Origin of the sequence: Stenotrophomonas sp. PAMC25021 (genome assembly GCF_004795795.1) — a bacterium.
Taxonomy (GTDB): domain Bacteria; phylum Pseudomonadota; class Gammaproteobacteria; order Xanthomonadales; family Xanthomonadaceae; genus Stenotrophomonas; species Stenotrophomonas muris.
The window spans coordinates 4,388,258-4,414,836 of record NZ_CP039255.1; the positions used below are offsets into that span (position 1 = coordinate 4,388,258).

At 63.2% G+C, this 26,579-nt stretch carries 23 protein-coding genes; 16 read left to right on the forward strand and 7 right to left on the reverse strand.

Annotated features, from left to right (window positions below; translation table 11 throughout):
* Positions 1-90 precede the first annotated feature (90 nt).
* On the forward strand, positions 91-999 hold the full coding sequence (locus E5790_RS20370; protein ID WP_043033504.1) for a DMT family transporter: 909 nt from the start codon (positions 91-93) through the stop codon (positions 997-999).
* Positions 1,000-1,967: 968 nt separating this feature from the next.
* Here E5790_RS20370 and E5790_RS20380 read toward each other — a convergent pair.
* Positions 1,968-2,213: a helix-turn-helix transcriptional regulator gene (locus E5790_RS20380; RefSeq protein WP_043033505.1), complete on the reverse strand. Its 246-nt coding sequence runs from the start codon at positions 2,211-2,213 to the stop codon at positions 1,968-1,970.
* A gap of 94 nt (positions 2,214-2,307) precedes the next feature.
* Here E5790_RS20380 and E5790_RS20385 point away from each other — a divergent pair, with 94 nt between their 5' ends.
* Positions 2,308-2,586 carry a hypothetical protein gene (locus tag E5790_RS20385; protein ID WP_033835997.1) on the forward strand — a complete coding sequence of 93 codons (279 nt, stop codon included), beginning with the start codon at positions 2,308-2,310 and terminating at the stop codon, positions 2,584-2,586.
* A 43-nt stretch (positions 2,587-2,629) separates the two neighbouring features.
* Here E5790_RS20385 and E5790_RS20390 read toward each other — a convergent pair whose 3' ends face one another.
* The 3 genes from E5790_RS20390 to E5790_RS20400 are packed head-to-tail and all read right to left on the reverse strand — an operon-like array spanning position 2,630 to position 7,329.
* On the reverse strand, positions 2,630-5,623 hold the full coding sequence (locus E5790_RS20390) for a Tn3 family transposase (protein WP_130768061.1): 2,994 nt from the start codon (positions 5,621-5,623) through the stop codon (positions 2,630-2,632).
* 24 nt (positions 5,624-5,647) lie between these two features.
* Positions 5,648-6,919: a site-specific integrase gene (locus tag E5790_RS20395; RefSeq protein WP_005413373.1), complete on the reverse strand. Its 1,272-nt coding sequence runs from the start codon at positions 6,917-6,919 to the stop codon at positions 5,648-5,650.
* The gene (locus E5790_RS20400) at positions 6,916-7,329 is read right to left on the reverse strand and encodes a helix-turn-helix domain-containing protein (protein WP_012480230.1); all 414 of its coding nucleotides are present in this window, start codon (positions 7,327-7,329) and stop codon (positions 6,916-6,918) included. The genes E5790_RS20395 and E5790_RS20400 overlap by 4 nt, the downstream gene beginning before the upstream one ends.
* Positions 7,330-7,419: 90 nt before the next feature.
* On the opposite strand from E5790_RS20400, the gene E5790_RS20405 reads away from it, so the two are divergent.
* Genes E5790_RS20405 through E5790_RS20435 form a run of 7 tightly spaced genes read left to right on the forward strand, consistent with a single transcriptional unit; the run spans position 7,420 to position 16,125 of the window.
* A complete protein-coding gene (locus tag E5790_RS20405; protein WP_043033508.1) occupies positions 7,420-9,378 on the forward strand; it encodes a cytochrome c/FTR1 family iron permease in 1,959 nt (652 codons plus the stop codon).
* A 24-nt stretch (positions 9,379-9,402) separates the two neighbouring features.
* Positions 9,403-10,020 (forward strand): cation transporter, encoded by a 618-nt coding sequence (locus E5790_RS20410; RefSeq protein ID WP_005413376.1) that lies wholly within the window; start codon positions 9,403-9,405, stop codon positions 10,018-10,020.
* Complete coding sequence (locus E5790_RS20415; RefSeq protein WP_012480228.1) at positions 10,017-10,373, forward strand: hypothetical protein; 357 nt, start codon at positions 10,017-10,019, stop codon at positions 10,371-10,373. Before E5790_RS20410 ends, E5790_RS20415 begins: the two co-directional genes overlap by 4 nt.
* A 55-nt stretch (positions 10,374-10,428) precedes the next feature.
* Positions 10,429-11,706 carry a TolC family protein gene (locus tag E5790_RS20420; RefSeq protein WP_043033510.1) on the forward strand — a complete coding sequence of 426 codons (1,278 nt, stop codon included), beginning with the start codon at positions 10,429-10,431 and terminating at the stop codon, positions 11,704-11,706.
* Entirely contained in the window at positions 11,703-12,653 is a 951-nt protein-coding gene (locus E5790_RS20425) for an efflux RND transporter periplasmic adaptor subunit (protein ID WP_021201906.1), read from the forward strand. Before E5790_RS20420 ends, E5790_RS20425 begins: the two co-directional genes overlap by 4 nt.
* A gap of 8 nt (positions 12,654-12,661) precedes the next feature.
* The gene (locus tag E5790_RS20430) at positions 12,662-15,853 is read left to right on the forward strand and encodes a CusA/CzcA family heavy metal efflux RND transporter (protein ID WP_049402758.1); all 3,192 of its coding nucleotides are present in this window, start codon (positions 12,662-12,664) and stop codon (positions 15,851-15,853) included.
* The gene (locus E5790_RS20435) at positions 15,850-16,125 is read left to right on the forward strand and encodes a hypothetical protein (protein WP_019184735.1); all 276 of its coding nucleotides are present in this window, start codon (positions 15,850-15,852) and stop codon (positions 16,123-16,125) included. The genes E5790_RS20430 and E5790_RS20435 overlap by 4 nt, the downstream gene beginning before the upstream one ends.
* Before the next feature lie 15 nt (positions 16,126-16,140).
* Here E5790_RS20435 and E5790_RS20440 read toward each other — a convergent pair whose 3' ends face one another.
* Both E5790_RS20440 and E5790_RS20445 read right to left on the reverse strand, forming a co-directional pair.
* Positions 16,141-17,238 (reverse strand): UvrD-helicase domain-containing protein, encoded by a 1,098-nt coding sequence (locus tag E5790_RS20440; RefSeq protein ID WP_043033512.1) that lies wholly within the window; start codon positions 17,236-17,238, stop codon positions 16,141-16,143.
* Complete coding sequence (locus E5790_RS20445; protein WP_111205578.1) at positions 17,216-18,796, reverse strand: AAA family ATPase; 1,581 nt, start codon at positions 18,794-18,796, stop codon at positions 17,216-17,218. The genes E5790_RS20440 and E5790_RS20445 overlap by 23 nt, the downstream gene beginning before the upstream one ends.
* Positions 18,797-19,070: 274 nt before the next feature.
* Here E5790_RS20445 and E5790_RS20450 point away from each other — a divergent pair, with 274 nt between their 5' ends.
* On the forward strand, positions 19,071-20,123 hold the full coding sequence (locus E5790_RS20450; protein ID WP_021201903.1) for a DNA-binding protein: 1,053 nt from the start codon (positions 19,071-19,073) through the stop codon (positions 20,121-20,123).
* A 20-nt stretch (positions 20,124-20,143) separates the two neighbouring features.
* Here the strand turns inward: E5790_RS20450 and E5790_RS20455 are convergent, their stop codons facing one another.
* On the reverse strand, positions 20,144-20,902 hold the full coding sequence (locus tag E5790_RS20455) for a hypothetical protein (RefSeq protein ID WP_223224790.1): 759 nt from the start codon (positions 20,900-20,902) through the stop codon (positions 20,144-20,146).
* Positions 20,903-21,024: 122 nt separating this feature from the next.
* On the opposite strand from E5790_RS20455, the gene E5790_RS20460 reads away from it, so the two are divergent.
* The 6 genes from E5790_RS20460 to E5790_RS20485 all read left to right on the forward strand — a co-directional run bounded on the left by E5790_RS20460 (position 21,025) and on the right by E5790_RS20485 (position 26,528).
* On the forward strand, positions 21,025-21,375 hold the full coding sequence (locus E5790_RS20460; RefSeq protein WP_043033515.1) for a helix-turn-helix transcriptional regulator: 351 nt from the start codon (positions 21,025-21,027) through the stop codon (positions 21,373-21,375).
* Positions 21,376-21,549: 174 nt separating this feature from the next.
* Positions 21,550-21,969: a transcriptional regulator CopL gene (gene copL / locus E5790_RS20465; RefSeq protein ID WP_012480218.1), complete on the forward strand. Its 420-nt coding sequence runs from the start codon at positions 21,550-21,552 to the stop codon at positions 21,967-21,969.
* A 113-nt stretch (positions 21,970-22,082) separates the two neighbouring features.
* The gene (locus E5790_RS20470) at positions 22,083-23,951 is read left to right on the forward strand and encodes a copper resistance system multicopper oxidase (RefSeq protein ID WP_012480217.1); all 1,869 of its coding nucleotides are present in this window, start codon (positions 22,083-22,085) and stop codon (positions 23,949-23,951) included.
* Positions 23,948-25,216, forward strand: coding sequence for a copper-binding protein CopB (locus tag E5790_RS20475; protein WP_005413421.1), 1,269 nt, complete (start codon positions 23,948-23,950; stop codon positions 25,214-25,216). The genes E5790_RS20470 and E5790_RS20475 overlap by 4 nt, the downstream gene beginning before the upstream one ends.
* A gap of 12 nt (positions 25,217-25,228) precedes the next feature.
* Entirely contained in the window at positions 25,229-25,999 is a 771-nt protein-coding gene (locus tag E5790_RS20480) for a cytochrome c (protein ID WP_005413420.1), read from the forward strand.
* Positions 25,983-26,528, forward strand: coding sequence for a nuclear transport factor 2 family protein (locus E5790_RS20485; RefSeq protein WP_223224792.1), 546 nt, complete (start codon positions 25,983-25,985; stop codon positions 26,526-26,528). The genes E5790_RS20480 and E5790_RS20485 overlap by 17 nt, the downstream gene beginning before the upstream one ends.
* The last annotated feature ends 51 nt before the right edge of the window (positions 26,529-26,579 follow it).

Sequence of the window (26,579 nt, forward strand, 5' to 3'; positions counted from 1 at the left end):
TCAAGATGAAGATTGGCGCAAATTATGGATGTAACGAAATTCCGCCAAGTCTACGCTACTGGCTGTTGATATCCAGTATCTGAGGATGCCATGTACTACCTGCTCCCCCTCCTGGCCTGCCTTCTCTGGGGCGCCAACACCATCGTTACAAAGCTCGCTGCAGGGACCGTCGGCCCGGTCGATATTAGCTTCTGGCGATGGCTTGCTGCGGCCATCATCTTGCTCCCATTCGCCCTGCCGCGCCTGAAGTCGAACCTAGCGGTCCTGAAAGCCAATTGGGCACGCTTCCTCGTGCTCGGTGCTTTGGGCGGTGTCATGTTCCAATGCCTGGCGTACTACGCCGCACATTTCACTTCTGCGACCAACATGGGCGTTATCCAGGCACTCATCCCGTTGATCGCTCTTGCCTTGTCGCGCATCTTCATGGGTCACGCAGTCCGCGGTGGCGCAGTGATTGGTTCGATCATCTCCTTGGTTGGGGTGATAGCGGTAGTGTCCCATGGTGACTTTGAAGCCTTGGTTTCCCATGGAATCAACAAAGGTGACGCCCTGATGCTGCTGGGCGCTTTGGCTTTTGCCACCTACAATTTGCTGATGCACAAGTGGCGCATTCCCGTAACGCTGATCGAATCCCTGTTTCTTCAAGCCATGTCTGCAACGATCCTGCTGCTACCTCTTTTCCTTGTCGCAGGCACTGGCGTCCAGGGTGGCGCAGCCATCGGCTGCATTGCATTCGCAGCAATCGGCGCTTCGATCATGGCACCGTTGGCATGGATGACCGGCCTGCATCGGCTGGGCTCTGCTCGCGTGGCCGGGTTCTTCAATCTCGTCCCGATCGTCACTGCATTGCTTGCGGTGGTGGTCCTCAAAGAGTCTCTGAGCACCTGGGTCGTGGGTGGCGGTTTGATGGCAGTATTTGGTGTGGTACTGGCGGAGTACGCAGCTCGCAAGAAGCCTGACGAGGTCATGGTCGTGGATGACACCTCGACCAAGCGCTGAAAGACAATTGCATAGCTGCAGTTCAAATGAAAACGGGCCGCTTGAGGCCCGTTCTCCTTGTTCGGGGAACGCTTCTTCGGCTAGCCAGGTTCAAAGGGCCCTCTCCTCAAGGTGAAGTTGCATCTAGACAGCGCTCTTCAGCTGAGTTGGGCACATGCCGGTTAGTCGGCGAAACATTGCAATAAAAGGGGAGGGGCCGCTATAGCCCAGCCGCTTGGCAACATCACCAACTTTGCAGTCGCTCTGGAGGAGAGGGAGGGACGCAGCAAGCTTCAGCCTCTGGCGCCACTCACAACATCCCAGGCCAGTAGCGGCAACCCAGCGTCTTGCAGGAGTCCGAGAGGATACGCCAGCAACTTCTGCCCATTGAACTAGTGACTGGCCACTTCCTGGATCGGCTTGTAGCGCATCGATGATGGGGGCTAACAAGCGCGAAAACGCCAAGAATGCGCGGCCAAAGCTTCTGTTCCGGTAACTCAGCGAATGACCGGGGATCACCCCAAAGCGGAAAGGCTAACAGTAGGAACCGGGGATGCTTCGCGGCCCAGCTGCGCATCTTGCGCTGCCGCCGCCAAGCGATAGCCTTTGCGTCTCGAAGCTTGTGTAGGGCGCAATCCTCCACGTCAGACAGTCGCGCCGAAAGGGTATAGGCCCCGCGACAAGCCCATCGGAGGCATTTAGGGGTTCGCTTTAGCGACCTGTGGAGCTGCTGTGGAGTGGGCCGGAGAAATGTCTTCACATCAACAACTGTAAAGACGTCGCTTCACCCGGATCTACACGAGGGTTCAGACCCCACGGTTCCACAAAACAGCCTAAAGTTTCGACCCGGCACGCCGAGGCCGATCTACGTCACGGATTTCCGGCAGGGCGTGCCCCTTCCATCCGGTTGGCCGTCTGTCACTGGCGTGTGCGCCTGGTCCCGACCGGCCGGCAAGAAGCGCGAACCTACCGCTACACCCTAAGGGGCTTTAGTCTTTGATTCGCTTCTCAAAGTTTGTGATCAACTTGCCCAGCGAAAGGCCTGTCAGGCGGGCGATATCTCTCAGCTCCACCACATCAACCCTTCTCTTGCCTGTTTCGACGTCGCTGATGAATGACTGGCTGCGGCCCAGCATGCTGGACACCTGGGCCTGGGTCAGACCGGCAGCTAGCCGCGCCTCGCGAACAGCCTCAATGAGGGCAGCGTACTCTTTTCGATGGATGGACTTCGACACGACCGCGCCTTGGCTGAGCGGCCTAGAAAGCTATATCCAGTTCTCCGATATCTAAAAACCAGATATTCTGTCTTCTTCATTGACAGGGGGACGCATGAGCGAACAGCCATACCGCTTCATCACCGCGGCCAGAAGCAGAGCAACACTGATCCTGGCAGCATCAGCACTGCTAGCTGCCTGCAGCGGTCCGACAGACAAGAAGATGGTTACGAATGGAACCCAGCAGCAATACCGGCAGTCAATTGACGCTATCGACGCGGAACTCAATGCCCACGAAAGAGCGGCCTTCAACTGGGCAGTCGCTGGGATGAACCTTGAAGAGGGTCGGCAGGGAATCATTACGTACAGGGCCAAAAGCTGCCTAAGCGACTGAATTTCAAAGTTGATTGCTCGTCTCTCGATCAGGTTCTCCCCATCTATGGGGTCTGTTCAAGCACCTTGGCTGTGTAGCTCAGCGGCGCCACTTCCCTTTCAAGATCCAGGTGGTAGTCGCCGAAGCGATTGATGTGGCTGGTCCGATAAGGCGACAGGCCGGCCAGGATCTCGGGCGTCAGTTCAATCCCCTCCTTCCTCATCTCGGCCAAGGTCCGGCTCATGCCTTCCACGTTGTGGAGGATGATCATGTTGGCCACCAGCTGGCTGTACTTGATGATCTTGCGCTGCTCGTGTTGGACGTTCTCAGCAATGATCCCCTGGCTGCCAAAGAACACCCATTTCACGAAGCCGTTGTATTCCTCGCTCTTGTTGGTGGCAGCATGGATCGTTTTGCGGATCTCATTGTCATCAATGTAGCGCAGCAAGAACAGCGTTCGAACGGCCTTGCCAAGTTCCCGGAAGGCGAAGTACAGCTTGTTCTTCCGGCTGTAGGTGCCCAGCCGGCGCAGGATCGAGGACGCGGTGATCTTGCCCAATCGGATTGAGATCACCACCCGCAGCATGTCGTGGAGATGGGTGGCGATCAGTTGCCAGTCGATGCTGTCCCCGAACAGTGCCTGGATGTTCTTATAAGCCCTACCCGGTTCGGGCCGAAAGAATGTCAGGTCCTTGATGTTCCGGATCCGGGGCATCAGCTGGATGCCCAGCATGTGGGCCAGGCCGAAGACCGGATAGCTTTGGGCCTGCGTGTCGCCATGGACGATCTCAGGCTGGATGTCGGAAGTGTTGGCCAACAGACCGTCGAGGATGTAGATGCCCTCGTGCACGCCACAGGGAATGAAGTGGCTGAACGGCGCTACGTATTTGTCGGACACGTGGCAGTAGCCGATGCCACCGTAGCCGCCGTAGCGGATGTGATACTCCGACAGCAGGTTGTCCTCGTAGACGCTCCACTTCGTGCCATCAGCTGATGCGCTCTTGCCGCTGCCCCAATAGCCAGGCAGGTCGAATCTGTTGTAGGTATTGATGACCTCCACGATGGCCTTCTCAAGCACATCCTCGGTCACGTATTTCAGGTTGAGCCAAGCGACTTGGCGCCGGCTGAAGCCCTTGATCGACCGCGCCGTCTGCGTCGGCCCCAGGTTGCAGCCATAGCAGAATAGCGTGGTGATCACACGTCGGGGCAGATCTTCGACCTGGCTCTCGGTGCCGGCGATCGGGCGGAAGAAACGGTGCAGATCCAGCCATTGGCTGGCATCGATCAGGACATCGACGATGCTGGATTCTGGAAGCCGTTCGGCGATGAGGCGATCCACCGTGGTAATCGCGCTGGAGACTTCGGCGCGTTGCCCCTTCCGCAGCACCAGGCGCCCATCCAGGATGTCCGCATGTACGTTCTCCGGGAAACGCGCGTCGACCTCATCGGCCAGGGAGGTCAGTTGTGCACGTAATCCCGCCACGAAAGACTCGGCGTCGGTGGGCAGGCCTGACACCTGGCCGTAGGCTTCCAGTTCCTGGGCCAAGGTGGCTTCATCGACCAGCTGCTCACGGTAGTCATCAAACCGTTCGCTGCTGGGAATGAAGAGATCTCCGGACTTCAGTTCGTCCTTGACCTGCACCAGCACGGCCAGCTCGAAGTACTTACGGTGCATCCAGCCGGCGCCGGCTGCACTGGCCCGCTTGCCGAACACGTGCTGACACCAGAGCTTGGACATCCAGTCAAAGTCCTTTTCCGGGTCCAAACCGAGGGAGGCGACCTCGATCAGCTCACGGCGCTGGTTGCGCAGCGAGAGCACCGCTGCGATCAGCGGCTCCATGCCGGCGTCGTGGCTGGTCGCCCGAAGTTTCATCAGCTCCAGCCCATTGAACAGCAGCGGCCTGACCGCGCCATAGGGCTGCAGCATGAAAGGCAGGTAGTTCTTCCCGGCGTAGGCCATATGTTCTTCGCATTCGGCCAGCAAGGTCGACACTTCCGCTTCCAGGCTGTTGTCGATGGCATCCACGCGCTGACTATCGCTGCCGTCTAGCTGATAGGCCTGCAGGATTTCCTTGAGCTGGCCGATGAGGAAGTCGGCCCGTTTGGCATGTTCGAGCTGGTAGGCCAGCAATTTCTGCTGGGCCGTGTTCTCCAGCCCGCGCACCTGCTTGATGAACAACTCGGCTGCATCATCCAGTGTCTTGGCATGCTGGGCGCGAATGAAGATGGTGGCCAGCGCATAGCGCTTGTCCGGAGCCAGTTCGGCCAGCTCGCTGGCGTCATAGGCCCGAGCCATTGCACGGAACTGCTTGAGCTTGGGCACCGGCACATCGATGGGAGGCAGCTGGTCGGCCAACTGCTGCAGCATGCGGATGTGCTGCAGGTAGAACCGAACTTCCTTGTTGGTGGGCCGGCCGGGCTCGCGCTTGAGTGATTGCCAGCCGGTGAACCTGGACCCTTCCGGTGCGCGCAGCAGTTCGTCGATGAGCGTGCGCGTGGCAGGCGTCAGCGCGTGGCTGATGCTGCGGTAGTAGCCCAGATTGACCCCCTCACGGGCGCCGATGGCGGCCAGCTCCAGAGTGCGGAAACCGGGTAGTTCGTAGCGATGGTGCACCAGCTCTTCGAGCAGGACGTTCACGATGTCCGGGATGGTGTGCTTGGTCTGGGCTGCTCCGGTGGCCACTGTGTCCAGCCAAGCCAAGCCCGATTTATCCAGGGGACGTACCCCGATGAATTGCCGAAGCTGCGGCATATGCCGGCGCTGGCTGCCGGAAGCGTCGTAGCGTTCGAGCTGGTCGGTGTCCAATACGCGCCCGAGTCGGGCGGCCTTGGCGATGTGCTTCCGGATCCGCTCGGGTACGTCGGCCAACAGCGTGAAGTAGCCCAAGCGTTGGAAGAGCTTGAGATGAATCAGTACCGCCAGCTGCGGACCCGGCTGGGTGGTCAGCTGCTTGGCGAATGCAATCTCAGCGGCGGTCGGGGTATAGATCTCCTCCAGTTCCTTGGCGGTGGGATCAGGCTTCAGTCGCGGGTAGGCGGTCTCGTGAAGGGTAGCCATTGGATCCGGAGGGTGTGAGGGGGATCAGTCCCAGTGCCGGCCGTCGTCTGTACTGAGCGACGCTTCCAGGAAGCACTGGTGCGTATCGGCCATGCGGTGCATGTCATCGAGCAACGTGGCCAGGATTTCATCCAGATCCCTTTCGGGATCGGTGGGAGCAGTCAACTGGTACTCGCTGCTGGCGGTGTTCAGGCGCACAGCCTGGAACGGGGCCAAGCAGATCTCTTCAATTCGGCCTCGGGCCTTGGCCGCGCCGCGGCCCGTGCGGGCAAACGGGGTCAGCACCATGCGCAGGCGCAGCTGCAGGGCCGATTTGCCCTCCGGCGCCGGCAGTGCCATCGCCGGTACCGGCACGGTTGGACTGGGCAGGCTTGCTTCAATGCGGTCCCGGGCAAACGGGTCACGCCCGTCCAGGTAACGCATGGCCGACTGCACATCGCGCCAGCCCACGTACTCCATCAAGGCCTTCATGTCCCAGCCTTGGTCGTTGGCCCAGCTGGCAAAGCCGCGGCGCAACGAATGGCTGCTGTGGAGCCCCGCATCGGCAAAGCCTGCACTGGTCAGCAACTCGCGCAGCAGGCGCACCAAGCTGTTGGGATGCAGGCCTTCGGCGCTCACCTGGCCCCATTGGTTGACTGCCCGAAACACCGGCCCTTCTTGCAGGTCGGCCGCCTGCAGCCACGCCTGGGTCGCCTCCACCGGACATAACCGCGACAGCGCCGGCACCTTGTAGGTGACGCCGGCTGCTTGGCGATCACCCTTGCTGCGTGGCAAGAAGCAGGTCATCCCCTGTCCCGGCACCAGCGTGAGATGGGCCACGTCCAGACGCAGCAGTTCATCGCCACGGAATCCCCGCCAGAACCCGAGCAGCACCAGCGCTCGGTCTCGTTGATGGCGCAGCGCCGCCGGCCCATCGCCCCGGGCATGTGCCGCAGCGATCGCCGCGGCCAGCCAGTCATCGAGCTCGACCAGCCGCCGAATCTGGAGCGGCGCGGCTTGCTTGACCTGGCCCGGGTGCAGGGTCTGGATGCCTTTGAGCACCTTGCGCACCAGCGGCGATCGGGTCGGGTCGACAAAGCCGTGGTCGCGGTGCCAAGAGGCGATGGCCGCCAGACGTTGGCGGAGGGTGCTGGTCGCCAAGGTCTGCGCATAAGCGGCCAGGTACCGGGCCACGCTGTCAGGTGTCGCTGGGAGGTGGCCTTGCCATTCAACCTCGAAGTGCCGCAGCGCCGACGCATAGCTGCGCACCGTGTTCTGGCGCGTGGCCGCATCGAGGTAGCGGTCCAGTTCGGTCACTGGCGCGTGGCCTCCACCGAGGTCGTCTGGCGCAGCGTCGACAGGATGGTGCATTCCGCCCGCTGCCCGCCATGGCAACTGGCAATCACCCGTTCCAGCTCGCTGGCCATGCGCTGCAGGTCGGCCATGCGGGCGCGCACGTCGGCCAGATGGCTGCGGGCCAACCGGTCCACGTCCCCGCACGAAAGCTCCTCATCGCCGGCCAGCTGCAGCAGGCTGCGGACCTCCTCCAGGCTGAAGCCCAGGTCCCGGCCACGCGCAATGAAGCGCAGCCGCTCGATGTCGGCCGGGCCATAGACCCGGTAGCCGTTGCCCGTGCGCCCCGGGCGCGGCAGCAACCCGATCCGCTCGTAATAGCGAATCGTCTCCAAGTGGCATCCGCTGGCGTCGGCAGCCTCACTGATTTTCATTCGTAGTACGCTTGACTCCGTAGTAGCTACGGACTTTACGCTGAACCCGTATCCGCCGCCACTCCGGCCGCGGCGCTGCATGTGACGACCATGCCACTGCCCATCGCCTTGATTCGCTACTGCCTGATTGCCTTGCTGATCGGCTGGGTTCTGCCCGCTTCTGCTCAGGCGGAGCCTGCCGCAGCAGACCTGCGCCAAACCTGGCAGATGCTCGATTACATCGCGGTCGACTACCCCGGCGCGGTCCAGGCCGGTCGCGTAATTGCCCCCAACGAATACGCCGAAATGAGCGAGTTTGCCGGCGCCGTGCGCAGTCAGCTGGCAGCATTGCCCAGTGGCCAGAACCAGCAGGAGCTGACGGCCCAGGCCGACCGCCTGGTCCAGGCGGTGGCAGAGAAGGCCGACCCGGCGCAAGTGGCAACGTTGGCGCGCGGGCTCGGCACGACGCTGTTGGCCCGCTACCCGATCGGCGCTGTTCCGGCGAGCGCGCCGAAGACCTCCCAGGCCGCGTCCATCTACAGCCAGCAGTGCGCGGCCTGTCACGGCCCCACAGGTCACGGTGATGGCCCCGCCGCGCAAGCGTTAAGTCCGCCGCCGATCGCGTTCACCGATGCCACTCGCGCCGCGCAGCGAACGCCGCTGTCGTTGTACGAGGTCATTTCCCAGGGTGTGCCGGGTACCGGCATGGTCAGCTTCTCTGGGCTGTCAGAAAGTGATCGCTGGGCGTTGGCATTCTATGTGGGCAGCTTGGGGTACTCCTCGCAAGCCAAGGCTCAAGGTGAGGCGTTATGGCGCACCAGTGCCGAGGCCCATACGCACATTCCCTCGCTCGAAGCGCTGACACGCACGCGAGAGGCCGATCTTGCCACCACGATGCCCGCCGATCAGGCAAACGCGATCATCGCCTACCTGCGTTCGCAGCCACAGGTAGTAAACGAAGCGGTACCAGGAGCCGATCGCTTTGCGGTGGCGCGGCAGCGACTGGCCGCCAGCCAGCGCGCTTACGCTGATGAGGACCTGGCTCAAGCCAAAAAGCTTGCGCTCTCGTCCTATCTGGATGGTGTAGAGCCGCTTGAACCCACGCTGGCCACGCGCAATCCGTCATTGCTGCGAGAGATCGAGACGGCCATGGCAGGCTACCGCGCGCAGCTGGATCAGCATGCGCCCGCGGCTGACGTTGCCGGGCAGGCAGCGCAAATTGCCCAGCTGTTTGATCGCGCGGACGTGGCGCTGCAGGACACCCGAATAGGCGCCAGCACCGCGTTTCTAGGCAGCTTTACCATCTTGGTACGCGAAGGACTGGAAGCGCTGCTGATCGTGATTGGTATCGTGGCGTTCTTGCGTAAAGCCGAGCGGTCTGATGTGTTGCCGTATGTGCATGCGGGTTGGATCTGCGCGTTGTTGGCAGGCGCAGCTACCTGGGCGGTGGCCACTTACTTTGTTGATATCAGCGGTGCGAACCGGGAAGTCACTGAGGGCGTCTCGGCCTTGTTCGCTGCCGCTGTCCTGCTCAGCGTAGGCATCTGGATGCACCAAAAGAGCCTTGCAGGGCGGTGGCAGGAGTACCTGCACGCCAAGCTGACGACTGCGCTGACACGGCGCTCGGCTGTTTTCCTGTTCATGCTGGCCTTTGTCGCGGTGTACCGCGAGGTGTTTGAGACGATCTTGTTCTACATCGCGATGTGGAGCGATCAGGCGTCCACCGCCATCCTCGCAGGCCTGGCGGCGGGAATCGCGGTGTTGGCTGCGGTGGCGTACTGGATGCTGCGCATGAGCAGGCGGCTGCCGATTGGCCGGTTCTTTTCGATCAGCTCGATTCTCATCGCGGTGATGGCGGTCATCCTGATCGGTAAAGGCGTGGCCGCGTTGCAGGAAGCGGGCTGGATCTCTCAAACACCGCTCGCGTTGCCGCGCATCGAGTGGATCGGCCTGTATCCCACCTGGCAGTCGCTGCTGGCGCAGGTATTGGTAGGCACCGCCGCCATCGTGGGGTTCCTCGCCAATGCCCGTTCCGGTGTGCGTAGACAGCCAGGCGCAAACAAGCAATGAAACAACACAGCAGAGGACCAAGACATGAGTGATTGCGGGTGCCACCACGAAGCCAAGAACAAGGAGGAGCGACGCATCCTCTGGATCGCCTTGGTCCTGAATGCAGCGATGGCCGTGATCGGCGGCATTGCCGGCTGGATTGCCCATTCCACCGGGCTGCTGGCTGACGCGCTGGACATGCTGTCTGACGCCACCGCCTATGCCATTGGCCTGGTCGCTATCGGGCGCACGGCGCGCTTCAAGGCCAACGCCGCGTGGGTCAGTGGCAGCGTGCTGCTGGTGCTGGGCGTAGGCGTGCTGGTCGAAGTCGGCCGCCGGGTGATGTACGGCGCCGAGCCGGTCAGCGGTTGGATGATCGGTACCGCTCTGGTCTCGCTGGCCGTGAACCTGAAGGTGCTCCGTATGCTCGCCCCCTTGAAGTCTGGCGAAGTGCATCTGCGAGCGACCTGGCTGTTTACCCGCGCCGATGTGGTGGCCAACGTTGGGGTGATTCTGGCCGGCCTGTTGGTGTGGTGGCTGGCCAGCCCCTACCCGGATTTCGTGATCGGCGCCCTGATCGGCCTGTATGTGATCAAGGAGGCTTTCGAGATCTTGGGTGATGCTCGCCGGGCGCGTGCCGACGCGCGCAAAACGCCTGCATGACAGCGCTTGGCCGGCTGAGCTGTGGCCTGCGCTGGCTGCTGCTGGCGCACTTGGCCGTGGGCCTTGTGACGCAGCCGGTGCTGGCAGTGGTTGGCGAGCTCCATGCTCAAACCCATCTGGCCGCGGCCGACCATGACCCGGCAGTGGCATCACCAGCTTCCGAGCGTGGCGTAGACGCCGCGCTGCACCGGCTACAGCAGCTGGTGCTGTGCTGTAGCCAGGCCGCGCCGGCTCCAGAAATAGTGTTGGCCATTGCTCATATCGGCCGGCATTGGCCGTCGGCGACAGCCCATGCGGACAGATATCGGCATGAGCACCTGCTCGCGCCGTTCCGGCCGCCGATCGCAGGGTGATGCGCGCCGGCGTGCGCCGGATCCCTGTTGGCTATCGAAAATTCTGGAGTACTTCATGCATGTGCGATTGGCGGCCCTGGCCGCGTGGCTACTGTTGAGCGCGGCGGCAACGCCGGCGACAGCAGAAGAGCTGATGACCTTGGACGACGCGTTTGCACGCGTGGCCCAAACCCACCCCGAGCTGCGCCTGGTCGATGCGCGAGCCACGGTGCTCGCTGCCGAGCGCGACCAGGCCGTGCAGCGGCCACCGTGGACGTTGGGGGCGGAGGTTGAAAATGCGCTGGGCACGGGCGCGGCCCGTGGCCTGGACAGCGCGGAGTTGACCTTGAGCCTGAGCTCGGTCCTGGAGCGCGGCGGCAAGCTCGACGCCCGCCGCACCTTGGCCCAAAGCCGGATTGATGCACTGGCCGTGCAGCGCGAGACCAGGCGGCTGGACCTGCTCGCCGAGACGGCGCAGCGCTATTTGGCCGTTGTCGGTGCCGACCGGCAACGCAGCCTGACGAACATGGATGTCGGCCAGCGCCAGCGGACCGTCGCCGCTGCCCGGCAGCGCCTGCAGGCTGGCGCGTCTCCCGAATCGGTGATGCTCACCGCACAAGCAGCACTGGCGAGAGCAGAGTTGACCCGTGATCGGGCCGAGCAGCAGCGCATTGCCGCCCGGCAGCACCTTGCTGCCCTCTGGGGCGAACGTGCTCCGAGCTTCGAGGTGGCCGCGGCGGATCCCATGACCCTGCCGGCGATCGCGTCCATGCAGTCGCTGGCCGAGGAATTGGAGCGCACTCCCGAGTTGGCGCAGTTTGCCGATGCCCGCCGGATCGCGCAGGCACGACTGCAGCTGGCGCGTTCGGCGGCCTCGCCGGACTTGTCGTGGCAGCTGGGCGTGCGCCGCCTGCAGGAGACTGACGACACCGCGCTGGTGGCCAGCCTGTCCATGCCACTGGGCAGCCGCAGCCGCGCGCAGCCGGAGATCCGCGCCGGCGAAGCCGAGCTGGAGGTTCTGACGATCGAGCGCGAGGCCAAGGGCCTGTCGCTGTATTCCACGCTGGTCGAAGCCCATGGTCGCTACACCGTGGCGCAGGCCGAGGTGGCACGGCTGCAAGGCGAGGTGCTGCCGAAGTTGGCCCGGGCTGAGAAGGCCGCCGAGCGCGCCTATCGCGCCGGCGCGATCAGCTACCTGGAATGGGCACAGCTGCAGTCCGAACGCACGGCCATGGCCCAGCAGCAGCTGGACGTGGCGCTCGATGCGCAGCGCGCCCTGATCGAAATTCAACGCCTGACCGGCCAAGCGCTTGTCGCGCCGCCGGCGGCTGCTTCCACCGGAGAGACCCCATGAATCGCTTTTCTTGGACCGCACTGGGCATGGCCCTGATGATGCTGGCCGCCTGCAACGCGTCGGCCCCCAACGAAGCGTCCGAAGGCGGCGCCGCCGCTGAGGGCGAAGAGCACGGCGAGCACGAGGAAGCGCCGCTGGAAACCAAGATTGCCGCCAAAGCTGCGCAGGCAGCGGGTATCCAGGTCGCACCGGCAGGCCCCGGTGAGATTGCTGACGAGCATGAGGTGCAAGGGCTGTTGACCCCGATTGACGGTCGCATCGCGCAGGTCACGGCACGCTTCCCCGGACCGGTCCGCTCCGTGCGTGCGGGCGTGGGTGATCAGGTACGGGCCGGCCAGGCACTGGCCACGGTAGAGAGCAACCTGAGCCTGACCACCTATACCGTCACCGCGCCGATCAGTGGCGTGGTCATGGCGCGCACGGCCGCCGTAGGCATGGCCGCCGCTGAGGGCGCGCCGCTGTTTGAGGTCGCCGACCTGTCCACGCTGTGGGTGGACCTTCACATCTTCGGCGCCGACGCCCAGCACATCGGTGCTGGCGTGCCGGTGACGGTTACCCGCTTGAGCGATGGCGTCACCGCACAGACCACCTTGGAGCGCGTCCTGCCCGGCACCGCCACCGCCAGCCAAAGCACCATTGCGCGCGGCACGGTGGCCAACACCGATGGCCTGTGGCGGCCGGGGTCGGCGGTCAAGGCGCGGGTCACCGTGGATCGCCAATCGGCAGCGTTGGTGGTGCCGATCACGGCGCTGCAGACCGCAGAAGACCAGGACGTGGTCTACGTGCAGCAGGGCGAAACCTACCACACCCGGCCGGTGAAGCTGGGGCGCCGCGACGCCGAACGCGCCGAAGTGCTGGAAGGCCTCAAGGCCGGTGAACAGGTGGTGGTGGCCCAAAGCTTCCTGATCAAGGCCGACATCGAAAAGTCCACCGTGGAAGAAGAATGAGGCCCGCCATGCTCGAACGCCTCATTGGGCTGTCCATCCGCCATCGCTGGCTGACGCTAGTGCTCACCGCTGCGCTGGTTGCGCTGGGCGTGTGGAGCTACCGTCACCTTTCCATTGACGCCACGCCCGACATCACCAACGTCCAGGTCCAGATCAACACCCAGGCCCCGGGTTACTCGCCGCTGGAGGCCGAACAACGGGTCACCTTTGCCATCGAAACGGCCATGGCCGGTCTGCCCAAGCTGGACTACAGCCGCTCGCTGTCGCGCTACGGGCTTTCGCAGGTCACCGTCGTCTTCAAGGACGGCACCGACCTGTACTTTGCCCGCCAGCAGGTCGCCGAGCGCCTGCAGCAGATCGCCTCCCAGCTTCCCGAAGGGTTGGACCCGGAAATGGGGCCGATCTCCACCGGGTTGGGCGAGATCTTCATGTACACCGTGGAGGCCGAGCCCAACGCTCGCAAGCCCGACGGCACCCCGTACACGGCCACGGACCTGCGCACCCTGCAGGACTGGGTGATCCGGCCGCAGCTGCGCACCACGCCCGGCGTCACCGAGGTCAACACCATCGGCGGCTTCGAGCGGCAGATCCACATCACTCCCGATCCAGCTCAGTTGGTGGCGCTGGGCTTCACGTTGAACGACGTGGTCGCCGCGGTCATGCGCAACAACCAGAACATCGGCGCCGGCTACATCGAGCGCAACGGACAGCAGTTCCTGGTGCGCGTGCCGGGCCAGCTAGCCAATCTGGAGGCAATCGGCAACATCGTGCTGGACCGGCGCGATGGCGTGCCCATTCGGGTGCGCGACGTCGCTAGCGTGGGCGAAGGCAAGGAGCTGCGCACGGGCGCGGCCACCCAGAATGGCCACGAGGTCGTGGTCGGTACCGCCTTCATGTTGTTCGGCGCCAACAGCCGGGAAGTCTCCCAGGCGGCCGCGGCCAAGCTGGATGCCGCCAACGCCAGCCTGCCTGCCGGCGTCCATGCCAAGGCCGTCTATGACCGCACCGCGCTGGTGGATCGCACCATCGGCACGGTGTCCAAGAACCTGATCGAGGGCGCGCTGCTGGTGGTGGTGGTGCTGTTCCTGCTGCTGGGCAATGTGCGCGCCTCGTTGATCACCGCGGCGGTGATCCCGTTGGCGATGCTGTTCACCATCATCGGCATGGTGCGTGGCGGCGTGTCGGGCAACCTGATGAGCCTGGGCGCGCTGGACTTCGGCCTGATCGTGGACGGGGCGGTGATCATCATCGAGAACTGTCTGCGCCGGTTCGGCGAGGCGCAGCACGCGCTAGGCCGCCAGCTCAACGATGAAGAGCGCTATGACCTGACCGCCTCGGCCACCGCCGAGGTGATCCGTCCCAGCCTGTTTGGCCTGGGCATCATCGCCGCGGTCTACCTGCCGATCTTCTCGCTGTCCGGGGTAGAAGGAAAAATGTTCCACCCGATGGCGATCACGGTGGTGCTGGCCCTGACCGGCGCCATGGTGTTGTCGCTGACCTTCGTGCCGGCGGCGATCGCCAGCTTCCTGCGCGGCCGTGTGGCTGAGCACGACAACCGCCTGATGCGCTGGTCGCGTGCCCGTTATACGCCGCTGCTGGATTGGGCCCTGCGTCGGCGCGTGGTGGTGCTGGCCGGCGCGGCCGTGCTGGTGGTGGGCTGTGGCGTGCTGGCCACCCGCTTGGGTTCGGAGTTCGTGCCGAGCCTGGATGAGGGCGACATCACCTTGCAGCCCATGCGTATTCCCGGCACCAGCTTGGAGCAGTCGGTGGCCATGCAGGAAACGCTGGAGAAGCGCCTGGCCCAGTTCCCGGAGGTGGCCAACATCTTCTCAAAGATCGGCACCGCCGAGGTGGCCACCGATCCTATGCCGCCGTCGATGGCCGACACCTTCCTGATGCTCAAGCCCCGCGACCAGTGGCCCGACCCGCGCAAGCCCAAGGCCGAGCTGGTGGAAGAGCTGGAGGCGGCGGCCAAGGAAATCCCGGGCAGCAACTACGAGTTCACCCAGCCCATCCAGATGCGCACCAACGAGTTGATCTCCGGCGTCCGTTCGGACGTGGCGGTCAAGGTCTACGGCGACAACCTTGACCAGTTGACGCGCCTGGCCAGCCGGGTCGAGCGGGTCATGCGTAGCGTCCCCGGCGCCGAAGACGTCAAGGCCGAGCAGGTCTCCGGCCTGCCGCTGCTGACCATCACGCCAGATCCGGCGGCATTGGCACGGTATGGCCTGAACCCGGGCGATGTGCAGGAAACGGTGGCCACCGCCATTGGGGGCAGTGTTGCCGGCCAGTTGATCGAGGGCGACCGCCGCTTCGACCTGGTCGTGCGCCTGCCCGAAGCGCAGCGCCAAGACCCCGCTGTGCTGGCAGATCTGCCCATTCCGCTGCCGGCAAGCACCAGTGTCGATGAGTCCAGCCGTCTGGCCGCCGGCGCCAATGGGGGGCCTCGCACGGTGCCGCTGCGGGAAGTGGCGAAGATCCAGGTAGAGCGCGGGCCCAATCAGATCAACCGCGAGAACGGCAAGCGCCGCGTGGTGATCACCGCCAACGTGCGCGAGCGCGATCTGGGCGGGTTCGTCGGCGAGTTGCGCACACGCATCGGCCAGGATGTCGCGCTTCCAGAGGGCTACTGGATCGATTACGGCGGCACCTTCGAGCAGCTGATCTCGGCCACCCAACGCCTGGGCGTGGTCGTTCCGGTGACACTGGCGTTGATCTTCGCTCTGCTATTCATGGCCTTCGGCTCGGCCAAGGATGCGGCCATTGTGTTCAGTGGCGTGCCGCTGGCGCTGACCGGCGGTGTGCTGGCACTGGCTCTGCGCGGGATTCCGTTGTCGATCTCTGCCGGCGTGGGCTTCATCGCGCTGTCGGGCGTGGCCGTACTCAACGGGCTGGTCATGATCGCCTTCATCCGCCGTCTGCGCGAACAGGGCGATCCGCTAGACGACGCTGTGCGCGACGGCGCCCTTGGACGCCTGCGACCGGTGTTGATGACCGCCCTGGTAGCCTCGCTGGGCTTCCTACCCATGGCCTTGAATGTCGGTGCTGGCTCGGAAGTGCAGCGGCCGCTGGCCACTGTCGTCATCGGCGGCATCGTCTCATCCACCGCATTGACCTTGTTGGTGCTGCCGGTGCTCTATCGTTGGCTGCATCGCGACCGAGCTCCCCGCGCCGGTAGCACTGCTTTGGAGTCCCCATGAACGAGCTCAACCTGGAACAGGTCCGTGCGGCGATGTTTACCGACCCGGGCGTGAAAGCGGTGGACGACCTGCGCCTGGTCGCCGGTGAGCATGGCCGTGCGATCGCGGCCACCATCACGGTCGCGGCGCCCTCGGTCGACCTGGACCTGGTGCATGCTGTGATTGCCCAGGTCCTGGCCGATCAATTCGGCATCGATCAGATCATGCTGTGTTTCAACGACCCGGGCCCGGTACCGCCGCCGCCCACCGCGGCGCCGTTAAAGAAGATGTGATCGCAGCCCCTGGCTCTATGCGTCTGCGCTGGCAGGCGCATAGAGCTGATGACCCGGCAACGCGCACGCGCCGGCATACACAAAGGCCACGCTTTGCCGCGCCCGGGTGAAGGCCACGTAGTATTTCGGCGGCGCGGTGATACGCGCTGCATCGGCCGTGCGCAGGTACTGCGTCAACGGCCCGTTCGGAAAGATGAGGACCCGACTGTAGGTGCGGCCCTTGCACTGCCCAAAGTTCACCGCCGGCAGTCCGTCGCACGCCTGCCGCCGGTCATGCCGGAGCACGGTGGGGGCGAACTCCTGCATGTACGCGGCCACATCCCCTGGAGCGACGAGGTAGATGCCATCGTGTCCGGTGACCTCGCCATTGCCTGATTGGGTCCGCGGCATCTGCGGATAGAGCGTGTCAGCCATATCGCACAGAGCCTGGACGCAGCGCAGACTGGTGAGGCGGTGATCCAGCCGGCATAAGCCGTCGGCCTCCCAAATCTGAAACAGCGCTGCCAGATTCGGACCACGGTATTGGCTGTACCTTTGCGCATAGTTGGTCGCATACGTGGCTTGGCGCGTATCGCCTACCAACGTGATGGCAATCTCGCTCTTCAACAGCCGTTCGACCAGATCCAGATCAAAGCCGGCCAGATCCTGGACTTCGTCGATGTAGAGCTCGTCGTACATCGCCGCCAATCGCGCCACGACCTGGCCTTGGGTCAGCTCATCGCAGCGCACAGCGAAATCGGCCGCTCGGTCCGAATACATCCGGTTGCCCGCCAGGTAGTGGCGCGCCACCTGGGTGCGTGGGGCGCGGTTGTTGGTGACACCTTCTACGAACAGGATGGTCTCGATGCGAGGCTCAGGGCAAAGCGCAGCCTGGTACGGGCGAATGCACTGGCGCAGCAGAAAGCCATACCAGCTGTGCAAGGTGACATGCGCGGGGACCGCGCCTGCGTGGGCCTCAAACGAGCGCCGGATCTCTTCCAGGTTTTCCAGCGTGTAGGTGACAATCGCGATGCGGCGCTCAGGTCGCTCCAAGGCCTGCCGGACCAGCAACGTGGTCTTGCCCGAGCCGGCTGCCGAGAGCAGGACCCGGTTAGGTGATGGCACGCTGGACATAGTCCGGGAACCTGATCGAGTGCGGGCTATTGAAAATCGCCAAGGCCGTATCGGTCTTATGGCCCTTCATGTACTTGAGCAGCGCCACCTCATCGGCAAAGGCCTTGCCCAGCACGGTATTGAGTTCGGCCAGCGAGTTGGCTTTGATCAGCTGCTCTTCCAGCGAAGGGGCGCTCTCGTCGGAATCGTAATAGATCGCGTTGATGTGCTCGGCATAGCGCTCTTGCACAGCTGCGATATCACCGTCGTTGTCGGTGATCACCTTGGCCTGAATCCTCAGTCGATCGGCAATCTGCAAGAAGCGTTTGAATGCCAACGACTTGACCGAAATGATGTCTACGCCGTGAGCCATCGGCGCCACGCCGTGATGGTCACTGTAGGCACGCTGCACGATCAGTTCGTCGGAAGGGCCTTCCACCAGGATCGCCTGCTTGGCCAGGATCAACCGCAGCGTGTCGTGGCCCGGCAGCTTCATGAAATAGTCGTGGGTATCGCTGGGCAGCTGGTCCAGCTTCATCTGGCCTTGCGCGCTGAACAGGATCACGTTGTCCACGCCCAGCTTGTTCAACACGAAGCTGCTGTGGGTGGCGATGATCACCTGCTGGGCGGTGGAGAGGGCCGCAATCTTGTCGATCAGCTGGGTCATGCTGGAATAGGACAGATGGTTCTCCGGCTCCTCGATCAGCAGCACGTGAGCCGCGCCGGCCGCGTGCATCGCCAGCTTCATCTTCACCGCGCTTTGCTCGCCCTTGCCGGCCTGGGTGAACGGGAGCTCATCCAGGTAGGGTGACAGGCTGGTTTCCCACGTTGAGCGCGGCGATGTGTCCACGCCTACCGTCAATGCCCTGTGGCTGATGTCCCCGGTGTGCTCGGTCAAGTAGGCATTGATCGCTGCCACATCCGCTTCTTCGGAAAAGCTCTGCCGCATGCGGCGGAAGCTCAGCGACAGCGAGACGCGCTGCGCAGGCGTCAGTGCCTGCTCGATGATGCCGGCGATATAGCGATCGGCACCGGACAAGGTCTTGATGCCGTGCGTGTCGATGATGGTCGAGTCGAACGGAATACTACGGGCGGTGACGCCATTGTTGGCGAAGGAGTACCAGCGCACCGTGTAGTACTCCACCGGCAGGCTGACCGCGCCCTGGTGCTGCTGCAGGTAGGCGTTGAACTCCTCGCGGTAGTCGTCGTTGAGCTCGACCAGCAGCCGGATGCCGGCGGTATCCAGACGCAGGGAGTTGTTGGTGCCGCGTAACGACGCCAGCGCGGCGTCGGCGCCCAGATAGGCTTCGATGGAGATCCGTGGCGGCGAGGCCGGCGTGCCCGTGGCAAGCGCTCCCAAGTACTCCTGCACCGTGGGCTGGTGGAACAGGTAGGGCGTGAGCTCGTAGGCAAGATTGCGCCCATGCAGCTGGCCGGTGACCACCGCGTGGATGGCCTCCAGCAGGGTGGATTTACCGACCTCGTTGTCGCCCACCACCAGGTTCATGTGGGCATTGAGGGGCAGGTCCAGATGGCGAAACGACTTGAAGTTGTCGATGACGATACGTTCGATCGGCATGCACAGTCCTATGATGGCCAACGGGCTCGGTGGCGGAGCCTGCCTGCACCCTGGCTGGCCTCCTTTCCGCTCTGGGCCATACTACCCAGCGATCGCCGGCCCTGGGCGGTTTCGTACTGCTTGGGACGCCGGGAAGGGTCAGAATCCGCCTTACGCGGGATAATTCAATATTATCCCGTATAACTATTTTCGCCGACGAGCGGTCGTCTACCTGCTTTAATAGTATGTAATTACATGGTATGTAATACATTACGAAATAAAGTGAGGTGGCACGATGGCGCGCGCAGGACTCTATAAGAGTGACGTCCAGAAGGCGCGCGACGCGCTGCTGGCCCAACGCAAGAAGCCGTCAGTCGACGCGGTGCGAGTGGCCTTGGGCAACACGGGCTCCAAGACCACGATCCACCGCTACTTGCGTGAACTGGAAGGAGAGGAAGGCGGCGGTCCGGCGAGGACGGTAGCCGTTAGTGATGCTTTGCAGGACTTGGTTGCGCGCTTGGCCTCGCGGCTCCAGGAGGAAGCAGAGGCCATCCTCACCCAGGAGCGTGAGCGCCATCAGGCTGAGCTCCACAGTCGGCAACAGGCGCTTTCCGGTGCCCAAGAGGAGGCTGCCGCCTTGAGCAGTCGGCTGCAGCGCACCGAAGCAAGCCTGCACCAAGAGCAAGCTGCTCACGCCCTCCTTCAACAGAATCTAGGTGACAGGATCGCGGAAATCGCCCAGTTGAACGAGCGCATCGCTGGCATGACGGTGCGGCTGGCTGATCATGAGGCGCATACGCGTTCTCTGGAGGACAAGCATGCCCATGCCCGGGAAGCGCTTGAGCACTACCGCACTTCAACCAAAGAGCAGCGTGAGCAAGAGCTTCGCCGTCACGAGCATCAGGTCCAAGAGCTGCAAGTAGCCTTACGTCAGGCCAATGAAGCCTTGGGCGCGAAGAATCAGGAGCTGTTGGTGCTGAACCGCGACAATGGTCAATGGCTGGAGCGCCACGGGCGGATTGAGCGTGAGCTTGCCCAGCTACGACAGGCCCACGAAGGCCAACACAGCGAGGTCGTGGCGTTGCGCCAGACCGCGACGGACTATTTGGCACTGCAGGAGCGCTGGAAGACTGACGCCAAGACCTTGGATACCATGCGCAACGAGCTAGCTCAAGTTCAAGACACCCTTGCGCGGGAGCGTGAGCGCCGCGAGAGCGCTGAAGCCGATGCGTTGCGTGCCAATGCACGTCTTGAAGCGCTAGAGCCTCTACTGAATCAACTGACGCCAGCACAAAATGCGGTGAAGAAAACTCGGCGCGGCCATGCGCAAGATGGGGGAGCCGACTGACGAGGCTGCTCGTTTGTCTGCTAGCGGCTGGGGTGGCGCTCACCTGTCCAGTACGCCCATTCCATAGGGACGACCCAATCTACAAACAGTTTGGCTACTGAGGACTCCGGTGCCAAATGATAGGGCTTGAACATGCCTTGCTCGGGCGAACTGGTCATCAGGTAGCGCAGGCGCTTCTGGACCTCCTGAAAGATGGCTTCCCGCACATGGGCGCTGTCGTGCACGCCAAGACGCATCGCCACCGAGGCACCTTGGCGTACCGCCGCCCAGCAGCAGTAACGCCACCGCGCGATCGGCAAGCCCCGCGGTCCGGATTGAAAGACGAACCCCACATCACGTGCCCAGCCTGGGTCGAAGTGATGTTTGAGCAATTGCTGCTCCAGAAACTGCTCGGTCTCCCAGAGTGCAAGTTCATCCCACAGCTCCAGTTTCGCGTCCGCCAAGTCTACATCGTGTGCCATATCGCCGAGTTGGTCTTCCAGCACCGGGAGCAGGTGCCTGCGCTCGTGGGTAGACCAGGCGAAAGCCCATTGCAGATCTTCGATGGGCGTGACCTCGGCATCGGGGCGGATCTGCCATCGATCCGCTGGCCAGGGAACTTGGATCAAGGCCAAGTCTCGCAGCGTGTCCAGCACCAGCAAGGTGGAGCGGCGTGTGGGCGCCACCGGTAGGCGTCGTAGCTGCGCGGCTAACAGTGCGGCTAGGAAAAGGGTGCCACGAAGGCCCAACTCCTCGATGCTGGCGACCCCAGATGGCGTCATTGACGAGGTTCCGGGCATGCGGTTTCCGGGGATGAGGGAGCGGCGTGGCTCCTGGGGGGGGGGCGGCGCTACCGGTGTCGCCGGTTGCCTCAAAGCTAAGAATATCTTAGTATGCAAGGCTGGGTACATCCGCCATCCTTATGGGGTCTCCATGGGGTGCGCGCGTGACTTTGTCCGTCGACTCAACACCGACCTTCGCTCGACGCCTCAAACAAGCCCGCCTGCACACGGGTTTGTCGCAGAAGGAGTTGGGCATCCGGGCCGGTCTGGATCCTCACGTGGCCAGCCCCCGAATCAACCAGTACGAGCGTGGCAAGCACGAGCCCATGCTGGAGATTGCTGAGCGGTTGGCCCAAGCGTTGGGGATCCCCGCCGCCTTCCTTTACACCGACGATGATCTGCTGGCCAAGTTGCTCCTGCGCTGGGGCTCGCTAAGCAAGCAGCAGAAGCGCGAGTTGGTGAAGCTGATCGAGGCCACGCCCGAGAAGTAAACCGAACAAGCGCTCGCCCTATGGGCAACTCTTCGCCTCAACCCGCCCTTTGGGCGCTTCTGGAGGGAGCTGCAGTGTCCGCGGCTAGTGCGACTGACAAGTCGCGACATCTCAGGCTTACTTGAGATTTTGTTCACGACCGATACACACGCGCCTTGTCTAAAGTGATATACCATGTCGCCCGTGTCAGCCTCCTCACTTCTACTGCGACTGTTCCTGATCGCCATGCTCGTGCTTAACGGCGCGTGGTCGGCGTTTGCGTCCGTCAGTATGAACCCGGTCATGGAAGAGCAGGCCAGCGAAGTGGCTGCCGCGGTGCAAGTCGACGAAGACTGCTTCGCCCATCACAGTGCTGAGCATCATCCCGATGCCACATCGATTGAAAAGGCTGGCACTGGGCATGGCGACCATGCCGGTCCCGACTGTTGCAAGTCTTCTGCGTGCCGGTGCGCCTGCGTACACGCTTGCGCGAGCGCACTTCCTGCGCGCCTGCATGTTTCGGTGCAACTGGCCTTGGGCCTGGATGTCATGCCGCTGCCCCTAGGGCATGCGGCACCTGCCTTGCCTCATCTGATCCGACCACCGATCGGCTAAGCGTCCCTAGGCGCCGCAATGGCGCCGTTGGTGTGGCTTGCATGCCTGTTTAGGCCAGCCGCCCGCTCTGTACCACCGCCCGCCGGTGGCAACACGACGCTTGGAGCATTTTCATGTCGCATGATGATTTTCGTGGTCCACGCGGTGGACCGCTGCTGCCTTCGCGGCGGCGATTTGTCCAAGGCTTGGCCTTGGGAGGCGCAGTCGCAGGATTAGGTTTCTGGCCCAAAGCCAGTTGGGCGCTCAAGGGGCCGGGACAACCCAACGTACTATCGGGCACTGAGTTTGACCTGACCATTGGCGAGACGCCGATGAACTTCACCGGCAAGACCCGCACCGCGATCACGGTCAACGGGTCCGTTCCGGCGCCGTTGCTGCGGTGGCGGGAAGGCACCACGGTCAACTTGCGCGTCTCTAATGCATTGCCCGCTAACTCCATCCATGGCGCGGACACCTCCATCCATTGGCACGGCATCATTTTGCCGGCCAACATGGACGGCGTGCCGGGTCTGAGCTTTGACGGTATCGGACGTGGTGAGACCTACCACTACCGGTTCACCCTGCATCAGGGCGGAACCTACTGGTACCACAGCCACTCAGGGTTCCAGGAACAAGCCGGGCTCTATGGCCCGATCGTCATCGACCCATTGGAGCCGGAGCCCTTCAGTTTCGATCGCGACTACGTCGTGATGCTGAGCGATTGGACAGACCTGGACCCGACGGCCCTGTTCGATCGTTTGAAGAAGATGCCGGGCCATGACAATTACTACAAGCGCACGGTCGGCGATTTTGCGCGCGATGTGAAGCGCAACGGCCTGTCGGCCACGTTGGAAGATCGCAAGATGTGGGGCGTGATGCGGATGACGCCCACGGACCTGTCCGACGTCAACGCCAACACCTACACCTACCTGATGAACGGCACGACCTCACTGGGCAACTGGACCGGTTTGTTCCGCAGTGGCGAGAAGGTGCGCCTGCGTTTCATCAATGGCTCTGCCATGACGTACTTCGATGTGCGTATTCCGGGGCTGAAGATGACCGTGGTGGCGGCAGATGGCTTGTATGTCCATCCGGTTTCCGTCGACGAGTTCCGCATCGCGGTAGCAGAAACCTTCGATGTGATCGTGGAGCCCTCCGGGCAGGACGCATTCACCATCTTTGCCCAAGACTCCGGTCGCACCGGCTACATCAGCGGCACGCTCGCTGTGCGCGAAGGATTACGCGCGCCCGTTCCGTCTGTGGATCCCCGGCCGCTGCTGACGATGGCAGACATGGGCATGGATCATGGGTCGATGGATATGTCTGGCGGCAGCAAGGGCATGGAAGGCGGCTGTGGTGCGGCCATGGGCATGCCTGGCATGACCCCACCTGTCAGCGGTAACGCGACCTCGGCCCATGCAGGCCATGCGATGCCCGCCGCCGGCGATGGTGCCATGGCAGGCATGCAGCACGGGGGCATGCAATCACACCCTGCTAGCGAGACCAACAATCCCCTGTTGGACAACCAAGCCATGAGCGTGAGTTCGCGCTTGGATGATCCGGGCAATGGCCTGCGCGATAACGGCCGTCATGTGCTGACGTATTCCATGCTCAAGAGCACCTTTGAAGACCCTGACGGACGCGACCCCGGTCGCGAGATCGAGCTGCATCTGACCGGACACATGGAGAAATTCTCCTGGGGCTTCAACGGTCAGAAGTTTTCCGATGTCGAGCCGCTGCGGCTGAACTACGGCGAGCGTATGCGCATCGTATTGGTTAACGACACGATGATGACCCATCCCATCCATTTGCACGGCATGTGGAGTGACGTGGAGGACGACAACGGCAACTTCATGGTGCGCAAGCACACGGTGGATATGCCGCCAGGTAGCCGACGCACGTATCGCGTGCGTGCCGATGCGTTGGGCAGCTGGGCGTTCCATTGCCACCTGCTTTATCACATGGAAGCCGGAATGATGCGCACGGTGAGGGTCGACGAATGAACATCAATAGACGCGATACCACCCTGACTGCGCTGACGGCTATCTCGCTGGCCCTGGCCAATGCGGCCAGCGCCCAATCTATGCAGCACGGCTCCATGCAGATGGAGCAGGGCGCGCAGACCCAGACTCAGGATCACTCTGCACATCAGGCACCGACATCAAAACCTGCGCCAGCCCAAAAGCCTGCAACACCGGCCAAGACGAGCGAAGCGACGATCGATCATGCGGCGATGGGCCACGCCGAGCCGCAGGCTAACGCAGCCGAGCCTGCCATGCAGGGCATGGACCATTCGCAGATGGGGCACGGCTCGCCCGCGAGCACACCTGCGGCGCCCACAGCGCAGGCGCAGTCGATGCAGGGCATGGATCACAGTCAGATGGCACAGCCCGCTGCAGCCGACACCTCCGGCACGGCCACGCCTGCGATGCAGGGGATGGACCATTCGCAGATGGGCCATGATTCGCCCGCGCCCGCTACACCAGAAGCGGGAATGCAATCGATGGAGGGCATGGACCACAGTCAGATGGGACACGGGCCTGCAGCGCCAACGCAGCCGCGCACCCCGATTCCCGCGGTGACGGACGCGGATCGCAAGGCGGCCATCGCGCCGGAACACGCGCATCCGGTGCATGACAACTCGATCAAGAGCTACGTGCTGCTCAATCGCCTGGAAACCTGGGATGCCGATCCGGGCACCGGGCTGGGCTGGGAGGGCCAGGGCTGGATCGGTACGGACCTCAATCGCGTCTGGCTCCGCAGTGAAGGCGAACGCACGGATGGTCAGACCGAGTCGGCTGATCTGGAAGTGCTTTACGGCCGCAGTATCTCCACGTGGTGGGATGTGGTGGCCGGTGTGCGTCATGACTTCAAGCCTGGGGCATCGCAGAACTTCGCCGCTATCGGTGTACAGGGCTTGGCGCCGATGAAGTTCGAAGTGTCCGCCACAGCCTATCTCGGCGAAGGGGGCCAGACTGCCGCCAATGTCGAGGCCGAGTACGAATTGCTGCTAACCAACCGGCTGATCTTGCAGCCGCTGGTGGAAGTCACCGCCTATGGCAAGAACGATCCATTGCGCGGGATAGGTTCGGGTCTGAGTGCCGCTGAGGCGGGGCTACGACTTCGCTATGAGTTCACCCGAAAGTTCGCTCCCTACATCGGCGTGGTGTACGAGCGCGCGTTTGGCAATACCGCAGACATGCGACGCGAGCATGGCGAGTCCTTTGAAGACACGCGCTTGGTCATCGGCCTTCGTACCTGGTTCTAAGGGGAACTGACAATGAAATCCAACAAAAAGATGTGGGTATGGCTCGGTGCCGGCGTGGCATTGGTTGCGGTGGTCGCAACCGCCACGCTCTCTCTGGGCGTGTACAACGTGGCCGCCGACGATCCGCATAGTCGCCCGGTGTATGCGCTACTTGAAACGGCGCGCGAGCGTTCCATTGAGGTGCGCGCCGCCAAGCTTCAGCTACCCACGAACCTTGATGATCCTGAGCGTATCCGCCAGGGTGCGGGCAACTACAACGCCATGTGCGTGACCTGCCATCTTTCACCAGACGCGGCGGCCACCGAGATGAGCAAGGGCCTGTACCCCGCGCCACCGAACCTAAGCAAACAGCCGGTCGCTCCAGCTGAGGCGTTCTGGGTGATCAAGCACGGCATCAAGGCCAGCGGCATGCCCGCTTGGGGCGGCAGCATGGACGATGAGTTCATATGGAACATGTCGGCCTTCCTGCAGAAGTTGCCCACGCTGGACGCGACTGCGTACAAGGAACTTGTCGACAGCAGCGAGGGCCATTCGCATGGCGGCGGCGAGACGCAAGGCCACCATGACGACGAAAAGGCCGAGGATCACCCTGCCTTATTCGAGCCGGGCAACAACTCCATGCCGCATGCGCACCCGCCGGGCGTGGACGACGATCACCACGGCCCGACACCCAGCGACACGGAAGTCGGGTTGGTGAGCCACGGCCATCCCGACGGCAAGGTGGAGTCGCACCCTGCACCACACACGCCCGTGGCCGATGACGGCCATGCGCACCCCCATTGATCTTCTTGGAGCCCACGCAATGAACGCAACAGCAATCTCGTTCACCCTCGCACTGGCACTGGCCGTCGTGTCCCCCGCAATGGCGCAGGCGACACAGCCGCACGCACATCACCCCGCTGCCGCGGCATCTGCGGACGTCGACGTCCCAGTCACTGCAGAGGCCGCGGTCGCCGTAGCGGAGCGTTTCAACAGGGCCCTGTCTAGCGGCGATCTGGCCACGGTCGAAGCCCTGCTCGCTGCCGACGTTCTCATCCTCGAGTCCGGGGGCGCCGAACGCAGCCGCGAGGAATACATGGGCCATCACGCAGTCAGCGATGCGGCGTTCCTCAAGGGCGCCCATCGCCAGCTGCTCCGTCAGCGCGCACGAGCCGCTGGCGAGTTCGCGTGGGTCGGAACCGAAAGCGAGTTGCATGCCCAGAAGGACGGCCAGCCACTGACCGTCCAGAGCGACGAGACGATGGTGCTGAAGGAGACCGCGGACGGCTGGCGGATCGTCCACATCCACTGGTCCTCGCGGACCAAGCGCTGAGTCGAGAGATTGAAATGACTACGCTCACATTGCACCGTCTGACTTTTGTGG

What these genes read in the sequence shown, in the direction of transcription:
- E5790_RS20370 (WP_043033504.1), top strand. Translation starts at nt 91, where the DNA reads ATGTACTACCTGCTCCCCCTCCTGGCCTGCCTTCTCTGGGGCGCCAAC.
- E5790_RS20385 (WP_033835997.1), top strand. Translation starts at nt 2,308, where the DNA reads ATGAGCGAACAGCCATACCGCTTCATCACCGCGGCCAGAAGCAGAGCA.
- E5790_RS20390 (WP_130768061.1), bottom strand. Translation starts at nt 5,623, where the DNA reads ATGGCTACCCTTCACGAGACCGCCTACCCGCGACTGAAGCCTGATCCC.
- E5790_RS20400 (WP_012480230.1), bottom strand. Translation starts at nt 7,329, where the DNA reads ATGAAAATCAGTGAGGCTGCCGACGCCAGCGGATGCCACTTGGAGACG.
- E5790_RS20405 (WP_043033508.1), top strand. Translation starts at nt 7,420, where the DNA reads ATGCCACTGCCCATCGCCTTGATTCGCTACTGCCTGATTGCCTTGCTG.
- E5790_RS20410 (WP_005413376.1), top strand. Translation starts at nt 9,403, where the DNA reads ATGAGTGATTGCGGGTGCCACCACGAAGCCAAGAACAAGGAGGAGCGA.
- E5790_RS20415 (WP_012480228.1), top strand. Translation starts at nt 10,017, where the DNA reads ATGACAGCGCTTGGCCGGCTGAGCTGTGGCCTGCGCTGGCTGCTGCTG.
- E5790_RS20420 (WP_043033510.1), top strand. Translation starts at nt 10,429, where the DNA reads ATGCATGTGCGATTGGCGGCCCTGGCCGCGTGGCTACTGTTGAGCGCG.
- E5790_RS20425 (WP_021201906.1), top strand. Translation starts at nt 11,703, where the DNA reads ATGAATCGCTTTTCTTGGACCGCACTGGGCATGGCCCTGATGATGCTG.
- E5790_RS20430 (WP_049402758.1), top strand. Translation starts at nt 12,662, where the DNA reads ATGCTCGAACGCCTCATTGGGCTGTCCATCCGCCATCGCTGGCTGACG.
- E5790_RS20435 (WP_019184735.1), top strand. Translation starts at nt 15,850, where the DNA reads ATGAACGAGCTCAACCTGGAACAGGTCCGTGCGGCGATGTTTACCGAC.
- E5790_RS20440 (WP_043033512.1), bottom strand. Translation starts at nt 17,238, where the DNA reads ATGTCCAGCGTGCCATCACCTAACCGGGTCCTGCTCTCGGCAGCCGGC.
- E5790_RS20445 (WP_111205578.1), bottom strand. Translation starts at nt 18,796, where the DNA reads ATGCCGATCGAACGTATCGTCATCGACAACTTCAAGTCGTTTCGCCAT.
- E5790_RS20450 (WP_021201903.1), top strand. Translation starts at nt 19,071, where the DNA reads ATGGCGCGCGCAGGACTCTATAAGAGTGACGTCCAGAAGGCGCGCGAC.
- E5790_RS20455 (WP_223224790.1), bottom strand. Translation starts at nt 20,902, where the DNA reads ATGCCCGGAACCTCGTCAATGACGCCATCTGGGGTCGCCAGCATCGAG.
- E5790_RS20460 (WP_043033515.1), top strand. Translation starts at nt 21,025, where the DNA reads ATGGGGTCTCCATGGGGTGCGCGCGTGACTTTGTCCGTCGACTCAACA.
- copL (WP_012480218.1), top strand. Translation starts at nt 21,550, where the DNA reads ATGTCGCCCGTGTCAGCCTCCTCACTTCTACTGCGACTGTTCCTGATC.
- E5790_RS20470 (WP_012480217.1), top strand. Translation starts at nt 22,083, where the DNA reads ATGTCGCATGATGATTTTCGTGGTCCACGCGGTGGACCGCTGCTGCCT.
- E5790_RS20475 (WP_005413421.1), top strand. Translation starts at nt 23,948, where the DNA reads ATGAACATCAATAGACGCGATACCACCCTGACTGCGCTGACGGCTATC.
- E5790_RS20480 (WP_005413420.1), top strand. Translation starts at nt 25,229, where the DNA reads ATGAAATCCAACAAAAAGATGTGGGTATGGCTCGGTGCCGGCGTGGCA.
- E5790_RS20485 (WP_223224792.1), top strand. Translation starts at nt 25,983, where the DNA reads ATGCGCACCCCCATTGATCTTCTTGGAGCCCACGCAATGAACGCAACA.